Annotated in this window: 7 protein-coding genes and 1 pseudogene; all 8 read right to left on the bottom strand. The window is 72.0% G+C overall.

The window, feature by feature from the left end:
* Positions 1-13: 13 nt before the first annotated feature.
* The 8 genes and pseudogenes from ACIO1C_RS29375 to ACIO1C_RS29340 all read right to left on the bottom strand — a co-directional run bounded on the left by ACIO1C_RS29375 (position 14) and on the right by ACIO1C_RS29340 (position 19,632).
* Complete coding sequence (locus ACIO1C_RS29375; RefSeq protein WP_401868914.1) at positions 14-3,334, bottom strand: amino acid adenylation domain-containing protein; 3,321 nt, start codon at positions 3,332-3,334, stop codon at positions 14-16.
* Positions 3,318-8,924 (bottom strand): amino acid adenylation domain-containing protein, encoded by a 5,607-nt coding sequence (locus ACIO1C_RS29370; protein WP_401868911.1) that lies wholly within the window; start codon positions 8,922-8,924, stop codon positions 3,318-3,320. The genes ACIO1C_RS29375 and ACIO1C_RS29370 overlap by 17 nt, the downstream gene beginning before the upstream one ends.
* A gap of 211 nt (positions 8,925-9,135) precedes the next feature.
* The gene (locus tag ACIO1C_RS29365) at positions 9,136-12,297 is read right to left on the bottom strand and encodes an amino acid adenylation domain-containing protein (protein ID WP_401868908.1); all 3,162 of its coding nucleotides are present in this window, start codon (positions 12,295-12,297) and stop codon (positions 9,136-9,138) included.
* Between the two features lie 267 nt (positions 12,298-12,564).
* Positions 12,565-14,295, bottom strand: a pseudogene (locus ACIO1C_RS29360) (glycosyl hydrolase family 28-related protein); the annotation flags it as partial.
* Positions 14,296-14,429: 134 nt separating this feature from the next.
* The gene (locus tag ACIO1C_RS29355; RefSeq protein WP_401868905.1) at positions 14,430-16,034 is read right to left on the bottom strand and encodes a glycoside hydrolase family 13 protein; all 1,605 of its coding nucleotides are present in this window, start codon (positions 16,032-16,034) and stop codon (positions 14,430-14,432) included.
* A 321-nt stretch (positions 16,035-16,355) separates the two neighbouring features.
* On the bottom strand, positions 16,356-17,303 hold the full coding sequence (locus tag ACIO1C_RS29350; protein ID WP_401868902.1) for a carbohydrate ABC transporter permease: 948 nt from the start codon (positions 17,301-17,303) through the stop codon (positions 16,356-16,358).
* 15 nt (positions 17,304-17,318) lie between these two features.
* On the bottom strand, positions 17,319-18,275 hold the full coding sequence (locus tag ACIO1C_RS29345; protein ID WP_401868899.1) for a carbohydrate ABC transporter permease: 957 nt from the start codon (positions 18,273-18,275) through the stop codon (positions 17,319-17,321).
* Between the two features lie 7 nt (positions 18,276-18,282).
* Positions 18,283-19,632 carry an ABC transporter substrate-binding protein gene (locus ACIO1C_RS29340; RefSeq protein WP_401868897.1) on the bottom strand — a complete coding sequence of 450 codons (1,350 nt, stop codon included), beginning with the start codon at positions 19,630-19,632 and terminating at the stop codon, positions 18,283-18,285.
* Positions 19,633-19,667 lie beyond the last annotated feature (35 nt).

Below are 19,667 nucleotides of genomic sequence, written 5' to 3'. Positions count from 1 at the left end.
CACAGCCGTCGCCTCACGGCGACAACCGCTCCGCCGCCTCCCCCTCCGACAGCGCGTCGATCTCCGCGATCAGCAGCTCCTCCACGCGCGCCGCCAAGTCGGAAAGCACCCGGTGGTCGAAGACGTCCCGGATGCTGATCTCCAGGCCCGCCACCGAGCGGATCCTCGCCGCCACCCGCGTGACCCGCAGGGAATCGCCGCCGAGTGAGAAGAAGTCGTCCAGGGCGCCCACCCGTTCGACGCCCAGCACCTCCTCCCACAGCTCCGCGACCAGCGCCTCCGCGTCCGTGCGGGGCGGGACAAACGCGGGCGCCGCGGCGGAGGGGCCCGGCAGCGGCAGCGCCGAGACGTCCGGCTTGCCGTTGACCGTCAGCGGCAGCCGGTCGAGGACCGCCAGACCGCTGGGCACCATGAAGGCCGGGAGCAACCCCTCCAGGTGTGCGAGGAGTTCGGGGACGACGGGCGTCCCACCGGGCGCCGGGACCACATAGCCCAGCAGCCGCTCCTCCCGAAGCACCACCAACGCCTGCGCCACAGCCAGGTGGCTCGTCAGCGCGTGTTCCACCTCGCCGGGCTCGATCCGGTAGCCGCGCAGCTTCACCTGCCCGTCCGTCCGCCCGAGGAACTCCAGCTCCCCGTCCGGCAGTCGGCGCACCCGGTCGCCCGTGCGGTACATCCGGCCGCCGTCCGCCGCGAACGGATCCGGCAGGAAGCGCTCCGCCGTCAGGTCGGGCCGGCCCGCGTACCCCCGGGCCAACCCGCTTCCACCGAGGAAGAGTTCACCCTCGGTGCCGTCGGCCACCAACCCGAGCCGTTCGTCCAGCACATGGCAGCGCACCCCGGCCAGCGGCCGGCCGATCGGCGGCCGCGCGACGGCACCTCCCGAAGGCACCGACAGGTCCGCGCTCGTGGCGATCACCGTCGCCTCCGTCGGACCGTACGTGTTCACCAGCCGGACCCGCCCGCCGTGCCGCGCGTGCCAGCGCGCCAGTACGGTGCCGTCCACGGCCGAGCCCCCGAGCACCACCAGACGCAGATCGGCCGGCCAGGTGAACTCGTCCTCCATCAGGACGAGTTCGTGCCAGTACGCGGTGGGCAGGTCGAGGACCGTGACACCCGCGCCGCGCTCCGTGCGCAGGACGTCGGGGAGCGTACGGGAGCCGCCGGGCAGCAGGACGCAGCAGGCGCCGGACGCCAGGGCGGGCCAGATCTCCTCGGCGTGGGTGTCGAAGCCGATGGAGGCGAACTGGACGATCCGGTCGCCGGGCCGAAGGCCGTACCCCTCCCCGTCGGCCGTCCCGGTCGTCGCCGTAACCGTCGTCGCCGTAGGCGTCGTCGCCGTCCCGGTCATCCACTCCACCCGGTCGGCCAGCGCGCCCTGTTCGACCACCACTCCCTTGGGCCGCCCGGTGGACCCCGAGGTGAACAGCACGTACGCCGGATCGCTCGCGACGACGTCCGGCCACGTACCGGCAGACGGGTCCTCCACCGGGACCGCCGGGCCGCCGAGCCACTCCGTGGGGACGGCCACGGCCGGTATCCCCAGGTCAGGCACCTCCCCCGCCGTGATCAGCAGCCGCGCTCCCCCGTCCCCGACCAGCTGCCGCAACCGCTCCGGCGGATACGCCTCGTCCAGCGGCAGGTAGCCGCCGCCCGCCTTCCACACCGCCAGGAGCGCGATCACCAACGCGTAGGACGGAGCGATCCGTACAGCGGCCACCCCACCCTCCAGCGGTCCGATCCGCGCGGCCAACAGCGAGGAACGGCGGTCCAGTTCGCCGTACGAGAGGGTGTCGTCGCCGAGCGCCAGAGCGGGCGCGTCGGGCCGCAGGGCGACCTGTTCGGCGAAGCGGGCCGGTACCGTACGGCGGCCGGGGTCCAGCCGTGGTCCGGTGCCGCGCGCGAGCACGGCGGCCCGCTCCGCCGCGTCGAGCAGCCAGTCGCCGTGCACGGGCAGGAGCGGATCGGCGGTGGCCCGGGTCAGCACGGTGCGGTAGCGGCGGGCCAGGGTCTCGACCGTCGACCGGTCGAACAGCTCCCCGTCGTAGGAGAAGGAGCAGGTCAGCCCGGTCTCCGTACGCCATGTGTCCAGCAACAGATCGGCCTTGGCCTGGGCGAAGCCCGAGTCCAGGGACAACAGGGTCACGCCAGCGGGGAGTTGGGGTTCCCCGGCGCCTCCGCCCGTCTCGTGCTGGCTCTGGAGCACAAACAGCGTCCTGAACGGCAGCCCGCCGGGCGGTTCGCCCAGATCCGCCGCCAGCCGCTCCAGCGGCACGTCCTGGTGGGCGAGCGCGCCCATGGTCGCGGACCGGACCCGTCGCAGCACCGTACGGAAGTCGGGTCCATGGCCCCGGTCACCCCGCAGGTCCGCGCGGATCACGGCGGTCCGGGTGAAGTAGCCGATCAGCGCCTCGTGCGCCACGTCGGCCCGGCCCGCGAGCGGCGTACCGACCGTGAAGTTGTCCTGGCCGCACCAGCGGCCCAGCACGCTCTGGTAGGCGGTGAGGAGCACCATGAAGGGGGTGCAGCGCTCCTGCCGGGCCAACTGGTCGACGGCGTGGGTGAGTTCGGGGCCCAGCGCGATGTCCACAAATCCGGCGGGCCGCAGCGGATCCGCCGGCCGGGGACGGTCCAGCGGCAGCCGGAGGGGCTCGGCGCCGGCCAGCCGGTCCCGCCAGTGGACGTACGCCCGCTCCCGCTCGTCGGGGCCCAGCCGCGACTCCTCGGCGCGCGCGTGGTCGCCGTACTGGATGGCCAGGACGGGCAGTCGCGGTACGGAGTCCGTCAGCGCGGCCCCGTACAGCGTCAGCAGTTCGTGCCAGAGCACGCCGGCCGACCAGCCGTCGCCCGCGATGTGGTGCAGCACGAGGCACAGGGCGTGCTCGTGTTCTCCCGCGCGGACCAGCACGGCGCGCAGCGGCGGTCCGGCCGCGAGGTCGAAGGGCGTGTTGACGTACGGCGCCACCGCCTCGGTCAGGGCCCGCTCGACGTCGTCCTCCCCGGCCGGGGACACATCGTGGCGGACGAGCGGCACGGGGGCGGGCGGGTCGACCACCTGCCGGGGCCCGTCGCCGACCACCACGAACCGGGTACGGAGGATCTCGTGGCGGGCCGTGAGGGCGTCCAGGGCCGTGCGCAGGGCGCGGACGTCGAGCGGGCCGCGCCAGCGCCGTACGAGATACAGGTGGTAGCCGGTGTCGGTGGGGTCGAGCTGTTGCAGGAACCACAACCGGCGCTGATCTACCGTCAGCGGGTAGTCGGTGGTGTGCCGCTCGGGGTGCGTCGGGACCGGCGCCTGGAACGGCGCCGGCGTCGGGTCAACGGCCGCTGTCATGGGCCACCTTGTCCTTCGTACGGGCTTGCGGGGTCGTAGCGGCTTGCGGGGTCGTGCGGGCTTGCGGGGTCGTACGGGCTTGCAGGGTCTCCAGGCCGATTAGGTCGTCCGAGACGGCGTCGGGCACCTCGCGGTCGAACCGGGCGAGCACGGGGATCCGCAGGCAGATCAGCGCGAGCAGGGCCATCGCGAGGCCGAAGAGCAGATAGAGCAGACCGATCCCCCGGCCCTCGCCGGTGCCGATGACCTGGCCGACGGTGCCGGCGAGCGCGCCGTGCTCCTCCATCAGCGGCTGGAGCAGGCCGGGTGCGAGCGGGGCGATCACGGCGAAACCGACCGGCAGGGTGGACCAGGCGACCATGGTGTTGACGGCGATGATCCGGCCGTGGAAGCGCAGCGGCACCTTGGTCTGGATGATCGTCGCGTACGTGCCGTTGAGCAGCGCCAGTCCGAGCGTCATCCCGAACGCCCCGAGGGCGACCAGCGGCAGCGAGGGGCGCAGCCCGGTGAGGACGCAGGCGACGGCCAGGCCCGCCGTGGCGTACAGGACACCGCGCAGGCGGTGGTGGCGGGGACCGCCCCAGATGAGCAGGGTGAGTCCGCCGACGACGGCGCCCGCTCCCGCAGCGACCGCCACCCAGCCGGTGGCGGCCAGGTCGGCGAAGGAGAGCACCAGCGGGGTGGTGAGGAGGAAGAGCGGGGAGAGGAAGATGTTGAGGGCGGCGAAGAACAGCAGCATCGCGCGGAAGTGGCGGCTGCCGAGCGCACGCCGGAACCCGCCCTTGATCTCCTCCAGCACACTCTCCCTGCGCACGGCGGCCATGGCCTTCGGGAACCGTACGGCGAGGGTGATCGCGACGGCGGCGGTGTAGCTGACCACGTCGAGGACGAGGATGCCGCCGAGTCCGATGCCCGCCAGCAGCCCGACCGCGAACAGCGGGACGAGGAACTGGGCGAAGCCCAGGGCCATTTGGGTCACGCCGTTGGCGCGGCCGAGGAAACGCTTGGGTACGAGTTGGGGCACCGACGAGCCCCAGGCGAAGCGCTGGAAGACGAGGGAGAGGGAGAGGAGGCCGATCAGGACGTAGGCGTGCCAGACCTGGAGGCTGTCGGTGAGGTAGAGGACGAGCAGGGCGGCCTGGGTGGCGCCGGCCGCGAGGTCACCGGCGAGCATGACTTTGCGGCGGTCGCCGCGGTCGACGACGGCGCCGGCGAGGGGGGCGGCGAGGATGCCGGGGACGAGGGCGCAGGCGGCGAGCAGGCCGAAGCTGGCCAGGGAGCCGGTCCTGAGGTAGATCCAGAGGGGAAGCGCGAACTCGGTCAGGGCCGAGCCGATCATCGAGACCTGCTGGCCGGTGGCGACGGCCAGGAAGCGGCCGAGGCTGGGGCGTACGGTCGTACGGTCAGCGCGCTCGGCCTCTGCCTCCCGTGCCGCACCGTCCTCACCCGCCGGAACCGGACCGGTGTCCCCCTCCCGCGACACCCCCTCCAGCCACCAGGTGGCCCCGGGTGTACGGGCATGGCGCCGGTCGGCGCCCTCCGCGATGGCCGGGGCCACCTCGGTGAGGACAACGGCCAGTTCCTCCGCGCGGTACTTGAGGAAGAAGTGCCCGGCCTCGTCCAGCACCACCACACCGGCGGTGTCGGTGAGGCGGTGCCACTCCCGGTAGCGCTCCTGGTAGAACTCCGTCGCGGGGTCACGGTCGCCCGCCACCGCGATGACCGGCGCCCGCAGCCGCCCGCCCTCGGTGCGGAACAGCTCCCCGAAGTAGCGCTCGGCCTCCTTCGTGCCGGTACGCCGGTTGTGGACGATCAGCCTCAGCTGCTCGGAGCTGAAGTCGTCGGTGTCGAGGCCCGCGGCCGTCAGCGCGTTGACCATGTCCTGGTCGCTGCGCAGCCGGTCCACCAGCGCAGAGAAGCGTTCCGCGAGCGCGGCGCCCCGGCTCTCCGGACGGGCGAAGGGGAAGATGCCGCCGAGATGGACGGCGTCCACGACCCGGCCCGCCGCCTCCAGCCGCCGCGCGACCTCGACGATCAGCATGACGCCGAGCCCGCAGTGGCCGTAGAGCACGATCCGGCCCTCGACGCCGTCCAGGATCTCCTGTGCCGTCTCCGCCGCCACCTGGTCGAACGGCCGTGCCTCCTCGCCCAGTTCGTGTCCCGGTACGGCGAGCGAGTGCAGCGCCCAGTCCGCCGGCAGCGCGTCCGCCAGCGGTTTGTAGATGAGCGCGCTGCCGCCGCCGTAGGGCGCGCAGATCACACTGCCGGTGGTACGGGTACGGGGCGGGGTGAGCCGGTGCAGCAGCCTGCGCGGGCCCCGGTCCTCCTCGGACGAGCTGAGCAGGGCGGCCAGCGCCCGTACGGTCGCGTGCTGGAAGAGGTCCATCACCCCCAGTCCCGCGGCCTGTTCGGGCAGCGCGCGGCGCAGCCGGGCGACCACCTGGGTGGCCATGAGCGAGTGGCCGCCGAGGACGAAGAAGTCGTCCAGCGCGCCGATCCGCTCCACATCGAGCAGGTCGGCCCAGAGGGACGCGATCAGCTCCTCCGTCTCGCCCTCGGGCCGAAGGTGCTCCCCCGTACCGGCCCCATTGTCCTCGGGCGCGGGCAGCGCGGCGCGGTCGACCTTGCCGTGCGCGAGCAGCGGGAGCCGGTCGAGGACGACGTACCGCGCCGGGATCATGTAGTCCGGCAGGAGGTCGAGCAGGCGGGTGCGCAGCTCGGCCGGGGCGGGCGGTTCGCTGTCGCCCGATCGTTCCAGGTAGCCGACCAGCTGTTGTTTCACGCCCTCGCCCCGGGCGACGACAACCGCCTGTCCGACGCCGTCCACGGCGCTGAGCGCCGCCTCGATCTCGCCGGGCTCGACGCGGTAGCCCCGTACCTTGATCTGGTGGTCGGCGCGGCCGAGGAACTCCAGCTCGCCGTCGGCCCGTTGGCGTACGAGATCGCCCGTACGGTACATCCGCGCGCCGGGCTCGTCGGTGAACGGGTCCGGCACGAACCGGTCGGCCGTGAGGTCGGGGCGGCCGAGGTAGCCCCGGGCCAACCGGTCGCCGCCGATGTGCAGTTCGCCGGTGACCCCGGGGGGTACGGGCCGCAGCGCGGCGTCGAGGACATGGGTCCGCGTCCCGGCGAGCGGCCGGCCGATCGGGGTGGAGCCGTGGTGCGGGCCGTCCGGGGTGACCTCGTGGACGGTGACACCGACCGTGGTCTCGGTGGGGCCGTAGTGGTTGAACACCGCGCACCGGCCCAGGGCGGCGAGGCCGCTCGCCCACGCCGCCGGGGACGCCTCGCCGCCCAGCACCAGCGCCTTGCGTGGCAGGAGACGCTCGGCGGATGCGTCGGCCGTCAGCGCGGCCAGGTGGGAGGGGGTCATCTTGAGGTAGTCGATGCCCGACTCCTCCATGCGGTCGGCGAGTTCGGCGCCCGATATGCGGCGTGGCAGCAGGTGCACCCGGCCGCCGGTGGACAGGCCGAGGTAGAGCAGGGTGATGCTGAAGTCGAAGGCGAGCGACTGGAGCAGCCCGTACACGCCGTGGTCCTCGATGCGCAGCCGCTCCCGCGCGCCCGCCAGGTAGGCGAGGATCTGCCGGTGCTGGACGGCCACGCCCTTGGGCGTTCCGGTGGAGCCCGAGGTGTAGATGACGTAGGCCAGGTCATCGGGACCCGCGGTCCGAGGCAGCGGCTCGGCGCCCCCGGCGGTCTCCGCCGCCGGGTCCAGGTGGAGGACGCTTCCCCGGAATCCGGGGGCCTTCGCCGCCAGTACGGGATCGGTGACGAGCACCGCCACGCCGGCGTCGGCGAGCAGGAACTCCACCCGGGCGGTGGGCTGTTCGGGGTCGAGCGGCAGATACGCGGCACCGGCCTTGAGGACGCCGAGCATGGCGACGGCCAGCTCAGGGGACTGCTCCAGGCAGAGGGCGACGACGGCGCCGGGGCCGACGCCGAGTGCTCTGAGCCGGTGTCCGAGGCCGGTCGAGCGGCGTTCCAGTTCCCCGTACGAGAGGCTGTCCCGGCCGTCCGTCAGCGCCACGGCTCCGGGGTTCTCCGCCGCCGCCCGGGAGAGCAACTCGGAGAGCGTGCGCGCATCTTGACTCATCAGGGGCGGTCCTGCGGACCACGCGGCCAGCCGGGCGCGCTCGCCGTCGGCCAGCAGGGGCAGGGCGCCGAGGGCGCGTCCCGGGTCGGCGAGGGCGGCGGTCAGCAGGACCTGGAAGCGCTCGGCGAGCCGCTCGACCGTCGTGGGCCCGAACAGGTCGGTGCGGTAGGTGAACAGGCCGTACACCCCGCCGTCCGCCTCGTCCCGCAGATACAGCGCGAGGTCGTGATGGGTGGTGGTGGCGCGGTAGCCGAATCCCTCCGCGTGCGGCGCCCCGGTCGCGGCCCCGACGGCGGGCTCGCCGTAGTTCTGGAAGGCCAGGGTGGCCTGGAAGACGGCGGCGCGGCTGACGTCGCGCTCCACCGCGAGGTCGCTGACGATCTGCTCGAACGGCACCTCCTGGTGCGCGTACGCGTCCAGGGTCCGTTCCCTGACCTGCCCGAGCAGGCGCGCGAAGGTCAGGTCCGGGGTGATCCGGGCCCTGATCGGCAGCATGTTGACGAAGATGCCGACCAGCGGCTCCAGTTCGCTGTGCAGCCGGCCCGCCACGGGCGAGCCGACCGCGAAGTCCCCCTGGCCGCTGTGGCGGGACAGCAGTGTTTGGTACGCGGCCATGAGCACCATGTAGCGGGAGGCGCCGTACGCCGCCGCGACCTCGGTGACGCGCTCGGACAGGGCGCGGTCCCAGCGGAACTCGTGCGCGGCGCCCTCGAAGGTGAAGGCCGGCGGCCGTGGCCGGTCGACGGGCAGCTCCAGCGCGGGCACCCCGTCGAGTTCGGTCCGCCAGTGGTCGCGGGAAGCGGTGAGGGTGCCGTCGGTGAGTCTTCCGCGCTGCCAGGCCGCGTAGTCGCCGTACTGGAGCTGGGGTTCGGCCAGGCCGTGCGGGGTGCCGTGGGCGTGGTGGGCGTGGAGGGCGTCCACCTCCCGCTGGAGGAGGTCGATGGACCAGCCGTCGCAGACGATGTGGTGCATGGCCAGGGCGAGGACGTGGTCGTGCTCGCCGATCCTGACGAGCAGGACCCTCAGCAGCGGGCCTTCCGCCAACTCGAAGGGCCGGGCAAGCAGTTGCTCGACGGCCTCGGCGGCCCGTGCCTCGCGCGCCCCGGGGTCGGGCTCCTGGCTCAGGTCGAGGAACTCCGCGCCGAACGGGGCCGGTTCGGCCACCACGGCGTGGGCCGTGCCGTCCTCCGTCGCGGGGAAGACCGTACGGAGCACTTCGTGCCGGGCGACCAGATCGGTGAGGGCGGCGTCGAGGGCGATCCGGTCGTACGGGCCCCGGATGCGGCGGGCCGGGGCGAGGGTGTAGGCGGTGGATCCGGGGGTGAACTGCTCCATGAACCAGAGGCGTTCCTGGCTGCTGGAGAGCGGTGGCGCGGTGCCCTCGGGTCTGCGGCCGACCGTACGGCCCCGGCCCCGGCCTCCGCGCAGGCGCTGGGCCAGCAGGGACCGCTTTGCCTCCGACCACTCCGTGGTCGGGGGGTGTGTTTCTGTCATCGTCGTCCTGTTCGGGTCAGGATCGCCGGAGCTGGGCGCCCGGGGGCGGACCAGGGGGCGAGGCCGTCGGCCCTGCGATGGGGCACAGGGGACGCGGTGGACACAGGGGACGCGGTGGGGCGCGGGGGTCGAGCGGGGTGGGACGGGGTCGGACGGGGCCTGCGAGGTCCGGCGGGGCGGGGTCCTGTGACGCCGGGGAGGGGCCGCGCGATCAGCGCGACGCGCTCACCACGCGGGCGATGCCCGCCACCGTCGGGGTGTCGAAGAAGACGTCGAAGTCCACCTCCACACCCAGGGATTCACGGATGCGCGCGGCGATGCGGATGATCGTCAGCGAGTGGCCGCCCAGATCGAAGAGGTCGTCCTCGGGGTCGACGGCCGGCAGGTCCAGTACCTCGCACCAGATCGCGCACAGGGCCGGGACGAGCCCGTCCCCGGCGGAGGCGGTCGGGACGGCGGCGGGCAGAGCGGCGGCGGAAGCGGCCGTGGGGGCCGCCGCCGGCACCGGCAGCGCGCGCCGGTCGAGCTTGCCGTTGGGGGTCGTCGGCAGCTCCTCCAGCGTGACGAACCGCTGGGGGCACATCACCGCGGGCAGGGTGCGCCGCAGGTGCGCGCGCAGCGCGTCGGCGTCCGGCGCGCTTCCGGCGGGGACCAGATACGCGGCCAGTACGGGACCGTCGGCGCCGCCCTCGTGGACGGCGACCGCGGCTCGCGCGACCGCCGGGTGCTCCAGCAGGACCGCCTCGATCTCGCCCAGCTCGATCCGGTGGCCCCGGATCTTGACCTGCTGGTCGATGCGGCCGAGGCACTCCAGTTCGCCGTCGGCGGTCCGGACCGCGAGGTCGCCGGTGCGGTAGAGACGGGACCCGGGCGGGCCGTACGGGTCGGGCACGAAGCGGTCCGCGGTCAGCTCGGGCCGGCCGAGGTAGCCGAAGGCGAGGCCGTCCCCGCCGAGCAGCAGCTCCCCGGCCTGTCCGACCGGGACGAGCCGCAGGTGCCGGTCGACCACATGGGCGCGGGTGTGGGCGATCGGGCGGCCGATCCCGACCCGTACCGGATCGGCGGGGATCTCGGCGCGGGTCGACCAGATCGTCGTCTCGGTGGGGCCGTAGACGTTGAACAACCGCCCCACGAGGGACCGCAGTTCGCGCGCCAGCGGGAGCGGCAGCGGCTCACCGCCGGCCAGGGCGGTGAGCCCCGCGAGATCCGCGGGGCCCGGCTCCGCCGCCAGCAGCACCTGCCAGCCGGTGGGAGTGGCCTGGGCGTGGGTGACCTTCTCGTCGCGGACGAGCCGGAGCAGGCCCGGTCCGTCGGTCGCCAGGCCGTCCCGGGCGAGTACGAGGCGCCCGCCGGTGATCAGCGGCAGGAACAGCTCCAGCGCCGAGATGTCGAAGGAGAGCGAGGTCAGACCGAGCCAGACGTGCCCGGGTCCTGAGCCCAGCAGGCCGGCGAACGAGCCGAGGAGGTTGACGAGTGCGCGGTGGCCGACCGCCACCCCCTTGGGGCGGCCGGTGGAGCCCGACGTGTAGAGGACGTAGGCGGTGTCCGTCGTCACCGGCCTGGCCTCGGGCTCCCAGGTCACCGCCGCGCGGTGCGCCGCCGGAGGTGCGATGTCGTCCAGCAGCAACACCGGTGTGGTGGCGGCCAGTTCGGGGGCGGGCGGCCGGTCCGCGAGGAGCAGGGAGGCGCCCGAGTCGGCGGCGATGAAGGCGAGCCGCTCGGCGGGGTAGCCGGGGTCCAGCGGCAGGTAGGCCGCGCCGGTGAGCAGGACGGCGAGCAGGGCGACCGGGAGGGCGGAGGTGCGGTCCAAGTGGACGGCGACCAGCTGCCCGGGGCCGATCCCGCGCGCTCTCAGTACGGCCGCCAGGGAGGCCGAACGGGCTTGCAGGGTACGGAAGTCGAGCGTCGTGTCCGTGGCGGTGACGGCCACGGCGTCCGGCGTGAGGTCTGCCTGACGCTCCATCAGGTCCACCACGGTCAGGCCGCCCGCGAAGCCGTCCGGGAGCCGGGCGTCCGGTCCGGGTTCCGCCGTCTGCCAGGTCTCGGTGAGGAGGCGCAGTTCGTCCCCGGCCAGCAGGGGCAGGTGGGCGAGCGGGCGGTCCGGCGTGGTGATCGCGGCGTCCAGCAGGGTGGTGAAGTGGCCCGCGACGCGTTCCGCGGCGGCCGGGGGCAGCACGGCGGGGTCGTACTGGAACGCGATCAGCGTGCGCGCGGACTCCTCCACGACCTGGATGTTGAGCGGGGAGCGTGCGGCGCGGTGGAAGACGGCCCGGTCGACCCGTGTCCGCGCGCCCTCGAAGTGCGGGTCCGCGCCGGATCTTCGGTAGCTGAGGGTGACGGGGGTCAGGCCCACGCGCGGGCCGAGTCCCCGTGCCACGGCGCCGTACGGCACCGCGCGGAAGCGGTAGAGCGTGCGCAGATCCTTGCGCAGCGCCGTGGCGAGGTCGGCCAGTGCGGTCGTGTCGGGGTCCACGGCCGGTGCGCGGACGGGGAGTTCGTTGACGTACAGGCCGATGGCGTCCCGCTGTTCGGCGGTGCGGGTGGAGAGGGACACACCGACGGCCGCGTCCTCGTTGCCGTACCGCAGCAGCAGGGCGTGGACGGTGGCGAGCAGCAGTTCGAAGACGGTCACGCCGGCTTTGTCGGCCGCCGCGCGCAGGGTGTCGTGCGCGGCCCCTTCGAGCCACCGTTCGACGCTCTCCCCCGCCCCGGCGGCCCTCGCGGAGACCTGGGCCGCGGGTCGGACACCGGGCAGCAGGACGGCCGCGTCGACCATGCCGGCCGCCGTGCCCCCGCCGTACCACTCGGCGGCTTCCCGGACGACCGATTCCGGGGGCTCGGGGGACGGCGGTGCCGCCACGGCGGCCGGACGTACGGGTGTCCCGCCCCGCAGGCGTGCGGTGTACGCGTCCGCCAGATCGGTGAGCAGCACGTCCTTCGAGGTGCCGTCGAAGACCGCGTGATGGGCGACGGTCAGCAACTCGGCGCTTCCGTTGGCGCGTTGGTAGAGGGTGGCCCGGATCAGCGGGCCCGTGTCGAGCCGGAAGGGGCGGGCGATCTCGGCCTCGACGCGCTCGGCGTAGGCGCCCGCGGTGTCGGTGCTCACGTCGGTCACGGCCAGGGAGGGCCGCGTGGGCGCGGGCACCGAGCCGAGCCGGCCGTCCCGCTCCACCAGCGCGCGGGCCAGGGCCGGATGACGGTCGACCGTGTCCTCCCACGCCTGGGCGAGGGCGTCCGGGTCGACCCGGTCGAAGACCGTACGGACCGGCATGTGGTAACAACGGCCCGCCAGTTCCAGGCGCTCGGTCAGCCAGACGCCGTACTGAGCCGCGCCGGCCGGAGAAAAAAGAGGGGCAACGTTCTGTTCAGGCATCGTCGCTGCTCACTTCTGCCGCGTGTTGCGTGCCGCAATGGTCCAGACCTGTGCAGAGATTGACATAGGAAAATGCAGGCCGTCAAGACAAACCGTGAACTACTCCGACGGCCCCCAACTCTTCATGTTCTGCGGTGATTTGAGGGCCGGGACATTACGGTCCCGGCCACTGAACGCGGACAGCCGCCCCCGGCGTCACAGGAGTGACGCCGGGGGCGGCTGTCCATGCCGGTCGCGGGAACCCGCTCAGGCTCAGGGCGTGCGCGCGGGCCAGGAGCAGCCCTGCCAGACCGTGTTCCAGCCGGAGTTTCCCCCGCCGTCGGTGAGCGCGAAGGTGCCGCCCGGGTAGGGGCAGTTGTAGATCCCGGCCGCCCCCACGGCGGTGGCCCTGACGTTGCTGAGCCGCGCACTGCCCGCGGTCTCCGCCTGGACCGCCACGGTGCCCACCTTGGTGATGGTCGCGCCGTTGATGTTCACGTTCCTGACGGCCTTGCCCGTCCCGCCCCCTGAGACGAACTGGAAGGCGCTGTACGGGCTGTTGTCGAATGTGGTGTTGTTGATGTTGACCGTCGCGTCGATGGCGCTGTCGTACGCGTCGACCCGCAACGCACCATGCGGGTGGCCCCAGTTGGGGTTCAGCGCGCCGGTCCGTACCAGTGTGTTGCCCGAGACCGTGATGGTGCCGGCCAGCGGGAAGAAGGGGTCGGCGAACTTCTGGTTGGAGATCGCTATTCCGCTGCCCAGGGCGTTGGTGTCCTGGATCTGGTTGTTGCTGACGGTGATGTCGCGGCCGCCGTAGATCGCCACACCGTTGGCCAGGTTCGGCTGCGAGATGGTGTTGTTGGCGAACGTGCTCGACGCGTTGGTCGAGTTGAGCGACCACATGGCGAGGGAGTCGTCGCCCTGGTTGCGCAGGAAGTTGTTGCGCACCTGGACGCCGTTGGCCCCGCCGTTGAGGTTGAGGCCGTCGGCGGTCGTGTCGAGGATGCGGTTGTTCTCGACCACCAGGTTGTTGTTGTTCCCCATCAGCCAGAAGCCGACCTTGAGGTGCTGGATCCATACCCCGGCGACCACCGAGTTGGGGCCGAGCGAGCCGTTGACGAAGTTGTCGGGGTTGTTGTCGACCCGCTCGGTGACCTCGCCGAGGACGGCGAAGTCACGCAGCTGCACCCGGCCGGTGGGGGCACTGGACTGGTCGATGAACCGGGACGTGCGGATGACCGAGTGCCAGCTGCCCGCGCCCTTGATCTGGACGTTGTCCACCCCGCTGAGCGACTGCGTCAGCCGGTAGGTCCCCGGCGGGACCCAGACGGTGCCACCGCGCGCCGCGTTGATCGCGTTGCGGAAGGCCTGGGTGGAGTCGCCCGCGCCGCTGGGGTCCGCGCCCTGGGAGACCACGGAGACGGACCCGGCCGACGCGGCGGACGCCCCCGCGACCTGTTCGAAGTCGGCGACGTCCACGGTGGTCTGGACGCTCGGGACCAGCTTGACCTTGGCGCCCGCGGCGAGGTTCTGGCCCAGCAGCAGCCGGGTGTTGTCGAAGAAGTGGTGCGTCTTGGCCCCGGCGATCCAGGGGGTACTGATGTACGAGTACTTCGACGTGACCGGGAGCGTCTTGTTGATGCTCTGCCCGTTGACGTACACCGCGAGGGTGCCGGACTGCCCGTCGGGCACGCTGTAGGCGACGTTGAGGGCGTTGGCGGCGGCCGGGAGGGTGAACTCGACGCTCTGGCCCGCGTTCAGCCGTACCGCCTGGCGGCCCGACGCCTCGGAGGCGAGGGAGCCCTGCGTGTAGTCGGGGCCGATTTTCGCGCCGTTGGTGGTGGCGCTCTCCGCCTCCACGGACCGGAAGGGGAGACTCGCGCCGGCGGCGGCGGCCGTCGCGGGAGCGGCCACTGTCGCGCCGGCCTTGACGGGTGCCGCGGCCGTCGCTGTGGGGGCGACGAGGACGAGCCCCGTCGCGGCGACGGCCACCGCGGTGGAGAGTGCGGTTGCCATGTACCTGACATGTGCATGCATGTGCGGATCCTGCACCTTTCTGTGGGGGGGGTGGAGGCGTAGGCCTCCGCTCGCCGCTCCGCGCCGTGGGACGGCGCGGAGCGGCGAGGGGTCGTACGGGGCGGCCCGCGGGGTCAGGCCCGCAGCCAGGCCGCCGTGTCCTGCGGGAGGCGACCGCCGGTGTCCAGTGGGTTGCTGGTCAGCAGGACGGCCGAGTGGGCCGGCAGGTCCGCGGGCTCCGCGCCGAGATTGAGGACGCAGATCAGGCCGTCGGCTCTCGCGAAGGACAGCACACCGGGCGCCGCGTCCAGCCAGTTCACGGGACCGTCGCCGAAGCCGGCCTCGGTCCGCCGCAGCCGCAGCGCCACGCGGTAGAGGTTCAGCATCGACGTGGGATCGGCCGCCTGGAGATCGGCGGCGTAGGACGCCCAGGACGCCGGCTGCGGCAGCCACGGCTCGGCCCCCGAGCCGAATCCGGCGTACGGCTCGTCCGCGACCCACGGCAGCGGTACGCGGCAGCCGTCGCGCCCCGGGTCCTTGCCGCCGGAGCGGAAGTGCATCGGGTCCTGGATCCGGTCGAGCGGGATGTCCACCTCGGGCAGGCCCAGTTCCTCGCCCTGGTAGAGGTAGACGGCGCCGGGCAGGGCCAGCGAGAGGAGCGCGGCGGCGCGCGCCCTGCGGGTGCCCAGCTCCAGGTCCGTCGGCGTGCCGAAGGCCTTGGCCGCGAAGTCGAAGCCGGTGGCCTCGCGCCCGTACCGGGTGACCGTGCGGGTCACGTCGTGGTTGCAGAGCACCCAGGTCGCGGGCGCCCCGACGGGCGCGTGTTCGGCGAGCGTCTCGTCGATCGCGGCCCGCAGCAGCGCCGGGTCCCACGGACAGGCCAGGAACTTGAAGTTGAAGGCCGTGTGCAGCTCGTCGGGGCGCAGGTAGCGCACGAAGCGCTCGGTGTCGGGCAGCCACACCTCGCCGACGAAGATCGCGTCGTACTCGTCCGCGATGGCCCGCCACGAGCGGTAGATGTCGTGCAGTTCGTCGCGGTCGACGAACGGGTGCGGGTCGCCCTCGCCGAAGTCGGGCAGCGCCGGGTCCTTGGCGAGCAGCGCCGCCGAGTCGATCCGTACACCGGCGACCCCCCGCTCGAACCAGAAGCGCAGCACGTCCTCGTGCTCCCGGCGCACCGCCGGATGCGCCCAGTTGAGGTCGGGCTGCTCGGTGGCGAAGAGGTGGAGGTACCACTCGCCGTCGTCCAGGCGGGTCCAGGGGGTGCCGCCGAACTCGGACACCCAGTCGTTGGGCGGGATCTCACCGCTCTCGCCGCGCCCGGCCTTGAAGTGGAACAGCTCGCGCTCGGGGCTGCCGGACCCGGCGGCCAGCGCCGCCTTGAACCAGGCATGCCGGTCCGAGACATGGTTGGGCACGACGTCGATGATCGTACGGATGCCCAGCTCACGTGCCTCGGCGATGAGCTTCTCGGCCTCGGCCAGAGTGCCGAACGCCGGGTCGATGGTGCGGTAGTCCGCCACGTCGTAGCCGCCGTCCGCGAGCGGCGACAGGTACCACGGGGTGAACCACAGCGCTTCGACGCCCAGCTCCACCAGATACGGCAGCCTGGCCCGCACTCCCGCGAGATCCCCGGTGCCGTCTCCGTCACCGTCGGCGAAGCTCCGTACGTAGATCTGGTAGATGGCGGCGTCCCGCCACCAGTTCGGGGCGGCGGGCTCCAGAGGGCTGCCTTCCATGCGATGTTCCTTTCGGGCTGGTGCGTGGGCCCTCACGGCGGTGCCTTCCGTGACGAGACGAGGGTGGTGCGTGGGGAGCTGCGCACCGCCGCGCCGCAGCGGGGACTGAATCGGCGCGGCGGTGCGCAGGATCGTCGGCCCGGCCGGGGGCGGCCGGACCCTGGAGCCTGTCCCCGGTGGTGCGGGACACCGGGGACGCCAGGTGCACGGAGGGACGACGAGGCAGGGGAGAGCTGCCTCACGGTGCGAAGGCTTCGGCAGGGTGAGATGAGGGGGGTGGGACGAGCGGGGTGATGCGGTGCGGGACCGATCCTGGCCGGGTCAGCCCTTCGTACTGCCGGCGCTGATGCCGGCGATGATGTGGCGCTGGAACACGAGGAACATCAGCACCATCGGGATACTGGCGATCACCATGGCGGCGATCAGCACCGACAGGGAGATGTTCTGCGACAGCTGGACGAGCGCCACGCTGATGGGCTGCTTGTCGGTGTCCGAGAAGACCATCAGCGGCCAGAGGAAGTCCTGCCAGACCGCGACCAGCGCGAAGATCGACACCACGCCGAGGACCGGCCTGGACATCGGCAGCAGGATCGACCAGAGCGTCCGGAGCTTCCCCGCCCCGTCGATCTCCGCCGCCTCCAGCACGTCTCGCGGGATCTGGTCGAAGAACCGCTTGAGCAGATAGAGGTTGAAGGCGTTGGCGACGGCCGGCAGCCAGATGCCCAACGGGTCGTTGAGCAGGCTGGTGTGGATGATCGGCAGGTCGGCGACCGTCAGGTACTTCGGTACGACCAGGGCCTGGGCCGGCACCATCAGGGTGGCGAGGATGCCGCCCAGGATGACGTTCCCGAACGCGGGCTTCAGCTTGGACAGGGCGTAGGCCGCGGCCGTGCAGAAGACGAGCTGGAGGATCCAGGCGCCGGAGGCCTGCACCACCGTGTTCCACAGATGCGTGGGGAGGTCCATCAGCTCCCACGAATCGGTGTACGCGCTGAGGCTCCAGGTCTTCGGGATCAGCGTCGGCGGTGTCTGGACGAGTTCGTCCGGCGACTTCATGGCCCCCGTGACCATCCAGTACACGGGGAACAGGAAGGCGAGGACGAAGGCGAGCACGACCCCGGTGAAGATGGTCCAGTAGACCGCCCTGCCCTTGGTGCTCGCGAGGGCGAGCGGGGACACGAGGGTGCGTACCGCGGGTCCCGCGGAACGTTTCCTGGCCGCGAGGTCGTCGGGAGACACCTCCCGGGGAGGCGGCGCGATCTGGGTCATGGCGCTGCGCTCCTCTCAGTCGTCGGTGCGGGTGAGCCGCAGGTAGAGGGCGGAGAACAGACCGAGCACGACCAGCAGCATCACGCTCAGCGCGCAGGCGCCGCCGAAGTTGTTGTAGAGGAAGGCGTACTTGTAGATCAGGTAGAGGATCGTGACGGTGGAGTTCTCGGGACCGCCCCCGGTGATCACGAAGGGCTCGGTGAACACCTGCATCGTGGCGATGATCTGGAGGAGCATCAGCATCAGGATGATGAAGCGGGTCTGCGGGATCGTCACGTGCCTGATCCGCTGGAAGATGTTCGCGCCGTCCAGCTCCGCGGCCTCGTACAGCTCCCCGGGGATGCCCTGGAGCGCCGCGAGGTAGATGAGGACCGTGCCGCCCAGGTTGGCCCAGGTGGCGACGATCACCAGCGAGATCAGGGCGGTGTCGGCGCCGTTGGACCAGTTCGACGTCGGCAGGTGCAGCGTGCTGAGCACCTCGTTGGCGAGGCCCGCCCCCGGATCGTAGAACCACTTCCAGAGCAGGGCACTGACCACCGGCGGGATCATCACCGGCAGGTAGACGACCACCCGGAAGAACGACCTCGCGTGCCGCAACTCGTTGAGGACGAGCGCCATCACGAACGGCACGGCGAAGCCGATCAGCAGGGCGATCAGCGTGAACGTCAGGGTGTTGCGCCAGGCCGCACCGAACTCCGGGTCCTGGAAGACCTGGGTGAAGTTGTCGGTCCCCACCCACTCCGGCGCGGACCCGGGGGTGTACTTCTGGAACGCGATGATCACCGCGCGGATCGCCGGGTACCAGGAGAACAGCGCGAAGCAGAGCAGGCCGCCGATCAGGAAGCCGTAGGCGCGTGCCTGGTGGGACAGCTTGCGGCGGAAGGGGCTGGGGGCCCCGCGGCCCGCCGGCCGCTGCCCCTGGGTGGGGGGCGGCACGGCGGCGGACCGCTGGGGGACCTGGGCAGTCTTCATCGGAGCGTCAGCCTCGCGAGAGAATTCCGTCGATCTTGGACTGGGCATCCTTCAGCAGGTTGTCGATGTTCGCGTCCTTCTTGGTGAGGACCGCGGACACCGCACCGTCGAGGACGGAGTAGATCTGCTGCGCCTGCGGCGGCTCCAGCTTGAGGGTCAGCGCCTGGCTGCCGTCGAGGAAGGGCTGGTAGTTCTCCACCGGGACGTTGGCGTACTGCTTCTTGAGCGCCTGGTCCTTGGTGTCCGTGGCACCGGTCCACAGCCGCGGCTCGGGCAGGCCGACCGGGGCCTTCAGGTCGGACGCGCGCTTCCAGTTGTTGAGACCGGAGCCGGGGGTGTTGGTCTGGAACTCCAGCCACTTCAGGCCGGCCTTGATCTGCGCCGGGGTGTCCTTCTTGTTGAACATGTAGCCGTCGCCGCCCGCGAGCGTGCCCTTGCCACCGGGCATGGGGGCCAGCGCGAGGTCCTCGTACTTGCCGCCCTTCTCCTTGACCAGGATCGGCACGTTGTCCGGCGCGGAGATGTACATGCCGAGCTTGCCGGAGCCCATCATCTGCTGGACGTCGTTGAGGATCAGCAGCTGCTTCGTCCCCATCGAGTTGTCGGCCCAGCGCATGTCCTTGAGGTTCTGGAGCACGGCCTTGGCCTCGGGGGTGTCGACGGCGCCGTTCTTGCCGTCCGGGGTGACCACGTCACCGCCCTGGGAGTAGATCTCGGCGGTGAAGTGCCAGCCGCCCTGGTTCTGGGCGCTGTAGTCGGCGTAGCCGACGTAGCCCTTGCCGAGCGCCGCGATCTTCTTGGCGGCCGCGCGGACCTCTTCCCAGGTGGCCGGGGGCGTGTTGGGGTCGAGGCCCGCCTCCGTGAAGAGCTTCTTGTTGTACAGGAGCCCCATCGAGTAGTTGGTGCGCGGGACACCGTAGACCTTGCCGTCCACGCTGTAGACGTCGCGCAGCGACTGCTGGATGTCGCTGTAGCCCTTCATGTCCTTCACGTACGGCGTGATGTCCGCGGCCTGCTTGATGTCGACGACGTGCTTGGCGTCGGTGAAGTACGTGTAGAACACGTCCTCCATCTGGCCGCCGGCGAGCTTGGCGTCGAACGTCTTGGGGTCCTGGCAGGGGAACGCGTCACGGCCGACCACGTCGATTTTCGGATTCGCCTTCTCGAACGCCGCGATGTCGTCCTCGAAGCTCTTCCGGTCGATCTTGGCGCTCTTGGGCGGCATGCAGTTCACGGTGATACGTGTCTTGCCGTCCGCGCTGCTGTCATCGCCCGAGCCGCAGGCGGCCAGACCGGTGAGGGCGAGCGCGGTGGCTATCGCGGCGGTACAGGTACGGCGGAACCCGGAACTTCTCATCGGTGGGACCCCTCTTGGGCAGGAGCGTGGCAAAC

This window comes from Streptomyces sp. NPDC087420 (assembly GCF_044744165.1).
Lineage (GTDB): Bacteria > Actinomycetota > Actinomycetes > Streptomycetales > Streptomycetaceae > Streptomyces.
The sequence above is the reverse complement of the archived record's forward strand: the minus strand, read 5'-3'. Positions and strand labels throughout refer to the sequence as shown.

Bases quoted from the DNA above. Each gene is read 5' to 3' on its own strand.
- ACIO1C_RS29375 (WP_401868914.1), bottom strand. From the start codon at position 3,334: ATGACAGCGGCCGTTGACCCGACGCCGGCGCCGTTCCAGGCGCCGGTC.
- ACIO1C_RS29370 (WP_401868911.1), bottom strand. From the start codon at position 8,924: ATGACAGAAACACACCCCCCGACCACGGAGTGGTCGGAGGCAAAGCGG.
- ACIO1C_RS29365 (WP_401868908.1), bottom strand. From the start codon at position 12,297: ATGCCTGAACAGAACGTTGCCCCTCTTTTTTCTCCGGCCGGCGCGGCT.
- ACIO1C_RS29355 (WP_401868905.1), bottom strand. From the start codon at position 16,034: ATGGAAGGCAGCCCTCTGGAGCCCGCCGCCCCGAACTGGTGGCGGGAC.
- ACIO1C_RS29350 (WP_401868902.1), bottom strand. From the start codon at position 17,303: ATGACCCAGATCGCGCCGCCTCCCCGGGAGGTGTCTCCCGACGACCTC.
- ACIO1C_RS29345 (WP_401868899.1), bottom strand. From the start codon at position 18,275: ATGAAGACTGCCCAGGTCCCCCAGCGGTCCGCCGCCGTGCCGCCCCCC.
- ACIO1C_RS29340 (WP_401868897.1), bottom strand. From the start codon at position 19,632: ATGAGAAGTTCCGGGTTCCGCCGTACCTGTACCGCCGCGATAGCCACC.